Raw genomic sequence first — 6,229 nt, 5'->3', positions numbered from 1 at the left:
GGTCCGGTGGTGGTGGGTGACCCGACCGGTCGCGGTGTCGCTGGCGGCCGGGTCACCCGGTTGGGGTCAGAACGGTGGCTTCACGGGCTCGTCGGTGAACCCCGGCACCGACCCGCTGCTGCTGCCGTTGCCGGCTGCGGCTGTGGCGGGCTGGGGCTGCTCGGTCGGGGTGGGTGTGGTGACCCAGGGGTCGGCGGGTTCGGGGGTGCTGGTGCGGGCGGCCTTGGCGACCTCGGCGGTGTGGAACCGCAGTGAGGGGCCGATCTCGGTGACGTGCAGCTCGATCACGGACCGTTTCTCGCCGGTGTCGGTGACCCAGGTGGACTGCCGCAGCTGCCCGCAGGCGATCACGCGTTGGCCCTTGTGCAGCGACTCGGCGAGGTGCTCGGCGAGGTCGCGCCAGGCGACCGCGCGGAGGAACAGCGCCTCGCCGTCGACCCAGCTGCCGGTGTCGCGGTCGAAGCGGCGTGGGGTGTGCGCGATGGTGAACCGCGCGTACTGCACGCCGCTGGTGGTGTAGGCGACCTCAGGGTCGGCGGTCAGGTTGCCGGCGATGGTGGTCGTGTTCTCGGTCATCATCAGTGCTCGTTCTCCTTCGGTGATGGGTGGGTGGGTTAGGCCAGCTGGTGCTGCTGGTCGCGGATGGGCGGATCCGCCGCCTCCGGTGCGGCGGGCCGGTGCCAGACGGCGTCGGGGGCGGGGTTGAGCCGGTGGCGGCTGCTGCCGGGGCGGAGGATGAGCGCGAGGTCGTCCCAGCCGAGCACCGCGACCAGCCCCAGCGGCCGCGCGGTGACGAGCCGGGTGATGCGGTACGCACCGGTGCCGGGGACGACGACGGCGTCGCCGACGGCGAGCTGGTCGACGCGGACGTGGGTGGTGCCGTGTGGCCAGTACCTCACGCGACCACCCCTGCCGGCCGGGGGTGCCTGGTGCTCGGGGCTCGGGGTGCTCATGGCCCTCCCGTCTTGGACGCGAGGTTGCGCACCTGGTCGGCGACGTCGCGGAGCTCGACGGCGACGGCGAGGGTGGCGTGCACCTGCGCTGCCGGGACCGCGTGTGGGTCGCCGACGCCGCGGTCGACGACTTGGATAAGCCGCAACGCTTCCGCGGCGTGGTCGCTGCTGGCGTCGTGGTTCATTGCGCCTCCTCTACGGATCCGGTGACCCGGTAGGCCTGGCTGGCCGCGGGTCGGCCGGCGGTGTGCGCGATGGCGTCGAGCACGAGGCCGGTGTTGTGCTGGTCGAGGCCGGTGATCAGGTCGTGCAGTGGCCGACTGGTGGCGTAGCCGGCGAGTCCGGCGGCGAGGGCGAGGATCTGCCGTTCGCTGTCGGAGGCGGGTAGCTGGCCGCCGTCGGCGACCCGCGCCGCAGCAGCGAAGTCCAGCCAGACCCGGGCCAGGTCGAAGTCGTCGACGAGGTGGCCGGGTGTCGCGACCACGCAGGTGTCGCGGAAGTCGCGGCGGGCCAGCCAGCTGCGGTGGGCGGTGAGCAGGTTGACGGCGGCTTCGAGGCCGAGGTCGCCTGTCGCCCACGCGCGGAGTTCGGCGACGAGCTCGTCGAACGCGAGCGGGGTGGGGTGCTGGTGTGTGGTGGGCATGGTGGTGTTCCGTTCAGAGGGAGGTGCCGAGGGTGGTGACGGCGGTGAAGACCTTGTCGATGAGGCCGGCGGCGTCGGCGGGTTGGTTGATGACCCAGACGACGACGAGGATCACGGCGAACCAGACGAGTGCCTTCTTCATGACTGCTGTCCTTCCTGGTGCGTGTCGGGTGTGCAGTGGCGGCAGAGCAGTTCGCCGTGGTGGACCTGCCAGCCGTCGGTGTCGAGGACGCGGCCGAGGACGTGCAGGTAGTCCGGGGCCAGCGCCCAGACGCGGCGGGCGTGGTCGCGGCGGTCGCCGTAGGCGATGCCGGCGAGCAGGCCGGTGGTGATCATTTGTGGGTGTCCCTCCAGGTGTGGCTGCGCAGCCGGGGCCGGGCGGGGCGGGTGGCGCGGTGGTGGCTGCGGCGGATGACGGTGACGAGTTGGCGGCCGGCGCGGACGCGGGCGCCGGTGCCGCGGCAGCGTCGGCAGGGCCGCCAGGCGCGGCCGGTGGGGGAGCGGTGTTGGCCGGTGCCGTCGCAGTGCCAGCAGCCGGCGAACGGCCACAGCACGCACGAGGCGGCGTAGCCGGCGGCCACCACGAGCGCGGCGACGATGACCACGCCCAGGCCGGCGAGGTCGCTGTCGCTAGCGGCGAGGTGGAGGGAGGTCACGGGTCGGCCTTTCCGGTGGGTGGTTAACGGGCGCACGGGGCCAGCACCGCTAGACGGGCGTCTCTAGTGGTCAGCGGTGTTGTGGTGGTGCTAGCGGGCCCGCTAGGTCTAGCGGGACGGGTGGCTAGGGATCAGTCGTCTGCTTGGCCTCCTTGCCGGTTGCGGATGGCGGTGACGATGTCGGCGCGGTGGACGCCGTAGCGGTTGCGGCCAGCACCGGTGGCGGGGTCGGTGCCCCAGACCTGTCGGGTGGTGATGCCGTAGGGCTTGAGCGCGGCGGCAAGCTGCGCCGGCGCCCACCCGTCGTAGATGTCAGGGCGGAGGCCGGCGAGGCGGTCGCAGAGGGTCTCGGACCAGACCTTGTCCTCGCCGGCGGCGAGGACGGCGGCGAGGTCGTCGATCAGGCTGTGCCGCTGCGCGTCCTCGTCGGTGGTGACCTCGCCGATGGCGTGGCCGGACAGCGTGCCGGCGCGTTCGCGCAGGCTGCGGGCGCGGGCTGCGATGCTGTCGGCGGCGGGCCCGTCGATGTAGTAGGACCGGGCGATGATCGGGTCGTCGTCGGCGCCGACGAGGTAGCCGATGCCCTTGTCCTTGGCGGTGAACGTGGTCGCGCGGACCCCGTTCTTGTACATGCTGGTGCCGAGGACCATGTCGTTTTCGACCTGGCCCATCACGCGCAGGCAGAACCGGATCCCGGCATTCGCGCTGACACCGGTGGGCAGCGACTTCGCGTCCGGCCGCTGGGTGGCCAGGACCAGCATGATGCCCATTGCTGGTCCCCGCTTGATGATCGCGGTCGCAAGCCGGTCCGCCTCGTCCTTGAAATCCGGGTGCGAGAACAGCTCCTGGCACTCGTCGATGGCGACCACGATCGGGTGCAGGCCCAGGGACCGTCTCGCGGCGAGGTCGGGGGTGACCTTGTTCTCCGGGCACACGTCGCGGGGGAGCTTGCGGATGGTCTTCGCGCGGGTGTTCAGCTCCTTGTGGATCTCGCGCAGGGAGGCCATGCAGGCCTGCAGCGTCTCGTCATCGGCGCCGGAGGCGTAGTGGTGCGCGACCGGCTCCAGGGGTCCGAGGTCGCCGGTCCCCTTGAGTTCGAACAGCCGCAGTTCCGCGGTCGGGTCCAGCGCGCACGCCAGCAGGACCACCCGCAGCGCGAACGTCTTGCCCATCCGCGGCATTGCGCCGATGAGGATGTTGGCGAACATCAGCGGCAACGTCACCGGGCGGCCGCGCTGGTCGGTGCCGAACGGGATCGGGCCGAACAGGTCCGCCTGGCCCTGCTTGGCCAGCGGAAACGCCGCGGGCTTGGCCTTGGCCAGGTCGGTGTCGCCGACCCACAGCACCAGCCGGCCCTCATGCTCATCGGTCGCCGCCGCCGGCCACACGCAGCCGAGGGGGCGGCGCAGCCCGGAGGCGAGCCGGTCCCGGCGGTCCATGATGTCGGTGACCGTCACCCCGTAGGGCAGGTCGATCTCCGCGCGCCAGCCGGGCCCGTCGCGGACGATCGGTGCGGGAAAGGAGATCCCGGTGCCCTTGGGGCCGACGGCGGCGTTGATCTGCGCGATCCCCAGCGCGGCCAGGGCGCGCACGATCAGGTCGCTGGTCAACCGGGGTGCCTTCGCGGTCGCGACCGCGCGGCCGAAGACGGGCTTGTCCGCCGGCGCCCCGATCAACCCGAACACCACCGCCGCGGCGACCAGCGCCGCGGCGGTGACCAGCACACCCGCGGTAAGCGCGGTGACCAGCACGACCACGACGACGATGGCGGGCGGTGCGGCGAGCATGCTCCGGAAGGTGAGCCGGTCCCGGCGCAGCTTCGCCAGGTGCATGTACTCATCGAAGGCGTTGCGGTCGACGGCCTCGCGCCGCAGCGGTGCTGCCTCCGCGTCCGACAACCAGCCGCTGACGGCGCGGAGGGTGCGGGCGATGCCGCGCGGGGTATAGCCAGCCAGCCGCAGGAGATACACCGGGATCCGGGCGCCGTGGTAGCGGAGCTTGTGCCAGACGTAGCCGGCCAGCCAGCCGACCAGGAGCCGCAGCTCCTGCCAGTCGCGCAGCCACGGCGGCAGCACCGGGGACCGCTTCTCCTCCGCCCGGGCGCGGGTTGGCAGGTCCCGGCGCTGCCGCTCCTGTGGCGGGTCCACCGGCTGTGGCTGGTCCTCGTCCCCCTCGTCCTCGCCGGAGTCGGGACCGCCGCCGCGGACCGCGTCCGTGTGGTCTCTGGCTGCGGCGGGGTTGGGACCAGCGGCGGTGGGGTGGTCCTCCTCGCGTGCCGCGTCGGTGTCGACGGCCGGGTCCGCCTCGCCGTCGCCGGCGGGTGGTGGGTCCGGGACGGGCCGCAGCATCGGCCGCTCTCCACTGGTCTCTTCTGGGGTTTGTCGGTTGGTCCGGTCGTTCTCGTCGGGTTCGTTGCCGAACGGGAGATGGTCGCGGGTGCTCATGCTTGTGGTGTCCCTTCTCAGGCGGCCTCAGACGCCGCTGTGGCGCCCGAATCGCCGTCGGCGGTCTCGTCGGTCGGTTCGGCAATGAGTAGGCGTAGGAGGGCGTTGGCGCGGGCGGTGCCGACGCCGTGGCCGTCCTCGCGCAGGCCGGCGATCAGCGACCGCCGTGACAGCGGCTGGCCCGCGGCGGCCAGCCGGTCCCGGACCCGCCGGCCGGGCTCGAGGAGGTCCGAGACATCCGGTCCCGCGCCGTTGGTCCCCGGCGCTGGTTCCGACGCCGTGGACTCGGCGGAGCGGTCCTCACCAGTGGTCTCCACCGGTGGCTGGCCCTGGCTCGGCAGCGGGTCCAGGGCGGCCGCGGCGGGGTCCACGACGGGCTGGTCTTCGCTGGTGGACTCGGTGGGCGGTCCGGGCTGCTCGTCGACCGGGTCGAGGTCTGTGGTGGTCGGGTCCGCCGCGATGGTGGCGTGGGCGCGGGCGAAGCGGTGGGCGGCGAGGACGGCGTCGGTGAGCCGGTCGCGGAGGTCGGTGATCGCTTCGGCCATCACGAACACCACCAGCGGCGGCACGGAGTGCAGCACGATCGCCGCGAGGTCGGCGGCAGCCCAGGACTGCCAGGTGTTCATCACGTAGGTGGCGAGCAGCAGCCCCCACTTCGCCGCGCGCACCCAGCGGCCGGCCTTGAGCTGGTACCGGGCCAGCGTGGACTCCGCGAGCAGTACCCCGATCAGGCACAGGCTGACCATGGGGTCGAGCAGCCACGCGGTCACCCACGGCACGCTCCACGCGGCCGCGCCTTGGGCGGCGAACTGGGCGACATTGCTCATGGTGAACGCCAGCCCAAGCACGATCCCGCTCCACACCAGCGCGTCCACTGCGGTGCGGACGCGTTCGATCCGCAGCGCGGCGACATCGGGGTGGGTGCGATACGACCGCAGCTCGGCGGCCTGGCGTGCTGCGGCGACGAGTCGCTGTGCCTTGGTCGACACCGGTGCGGGCTCGGTCATGGCTACGCTGCCTCTTCCAACTCGGTCAGCTCGACGACCGCGACCTGCTCGGTGGCCTGCTGGCTGCTGCTGGTGGCGTAGGTGAGGGCCTGCTCGGTCGCGTCCTGGTGGTAGCCGGCGAGGAACGCCAGCGCGTCGCACGCCTGCCGCGGCGTGAGGCGATGGATCGCGGCGAGCAGCCGGTGGCCGTCGCGGTCGAGGTTCCGCGCGGCTCCGGCGTCGCCGATGATGGGGGGCTCGGTCATGCCAGCCACCTCCGCCGGCACGTGGGGCTCGGGGTCGCGCGGCCGGATGCGCACCGGGATGGCGCCGATCAGGATGGCCCGGCGGCGCGGCGTACATGCCACCTCGAGCTTGGCCGCGAGCTGTTGCAGCTCTTTGGCGCTGTCGGCCCACAGCCGGGTCCAGAGCAGGTCGGTGCGCGGGGAGGTGTGCTCGACGTAGACCGTCATGACAGTCCCCCGATCAGCTCGTTGACGTATGCCGTCTGTGTCGATGGCTCGCGGGACTCGTCGCGCAGCTCGGC

General features: G+C 72.6%; 8 protein-coding genes and 1 pseudogene. All 9 read right to left on the bottom strand.

The window, feature by feature from the left end:
- Window positions 1-66 precede the first annotated feature (66 nt).
- The 9 genes and pseudogenes from ssb to GEV07_30430 all read right to left on the bottom strand — a co-directional run bounded on the left by ssb (window position 67) and on the right by GEV07_30430 (window position 6,155).
- Window positions 67-579, bottom strand: coding sequence for a single-stranded DNA-binding protein (gene ssb, locus GEV07_30470; GenBank protein MQA06836.1), 513 nt, complete (start codon window positions 577-579; stop codon window positions 67-69).
- Window positions 580-614: 35 nt separating this feature from the next.
- Window positions 615-899, bottom strand: a complete 285-nt coding sequence (locus tag GEV07_30465; GenBank protein MQA06835.1) for a hypothetical protein — start codon at window positions 897-899, stop codon at window positions 615-617.
- 50 nt (window positions 900-949) lie between these two features.
- Window positions 950-1,138 carry a hypothetical protein gene (locus tag GEV07_30460; GenBank protein ID MQA06834.1) on the bottom strand — a complete coding sequence of 63 codons (189 nt, stop codon included), beginning with the start codon at window positions 1,136-1,138 and terminating at the stop codon, window positions 950-952.
- A complete protein-coding gene (locus GEV07_30455) occupies window positions 1,135-1,596 on the bottom strand; it encodes a hypothetical protein (protein MQA06833.1) in 462 nt (153 codons plus the stop codon). Before GEV07_30455 ends, GEV07_30460 begins: the two co-directional genes overlap by 4 nt.
- Before the next feature lie 138 nt (window positions 1,597-1,734).
- Window positions 1,735-1,932: a hypothetical protein gene (locus tag GEV07_30450; protein ID MQA06832.1), complete on the bottom strand. Its 198-nt coding sequence runs from the start codon at window positions 1,930-1,932 to the stop codon at window positions 1,735-1,737.
- Between the two features lie 86 nt (window positions 1,933-2,018).
- Window positions 2,019-2,207 (bottom strand): annotated as a pseudogene (locus GEV07_30445) (hypothetical protein).
- Between the two features lie 176 nt (window positions 2,208-2,383).
- Window positions 2,384-4,600 carry a cell division protein FtsK gene (locus tag GEV07_30440; protein MQA06831.1) on the bottom strand — a complete coding sequence of 739 codons (2,217 nt, stop codon included), beginning with the start codon at window positions 4,598-4,600 and terminating at the stop codon, window positions 2,384-2,386.
- 113 nt (window positions 4,601-4,713) lie between these two features.
- Window positions 4,714-5,703, bottom strand: a complete 990-nt coding sequence (locus tag GEV07_30435) for a hypothetical protein (protein ID MQA06830.1) — start codon at window positions 5,701-5,703, stop codon at window positions 4,714-4,716.
- Window positions 5,704-5,705: 2 nt separating this feature from the next.
- The gene (locus GEV07_30430) at window positions 5,706-6,155 is read right to left on the bottom strand and encodes a hypothetical protein (GenBank protein ID MQA06829.1); all 450 of its coding nucleotides are present in this window, start codon (window positions 6,153-6,155) and stop codon (window positions 5,706-5,708) included.
- Between the last annotated feature and the right edge of the window lie 74 nt (window positions 6,156-6,229).

The sequence above is a fragment of the Streptosporangiales bacterium genome (assembly GCA_009379825.1).
In the GTDB taxonomy this organism is placed as follows: Bacteria; Actinomycetota; Actinomycetes; order Streptosporangiales; family WHST01; genus WHST01.
The sequence above is the reverse complement of the archived record's forward strand: the minus strand, read 5'-3'. Positions and strand labels throughout refer to the sequence as shown.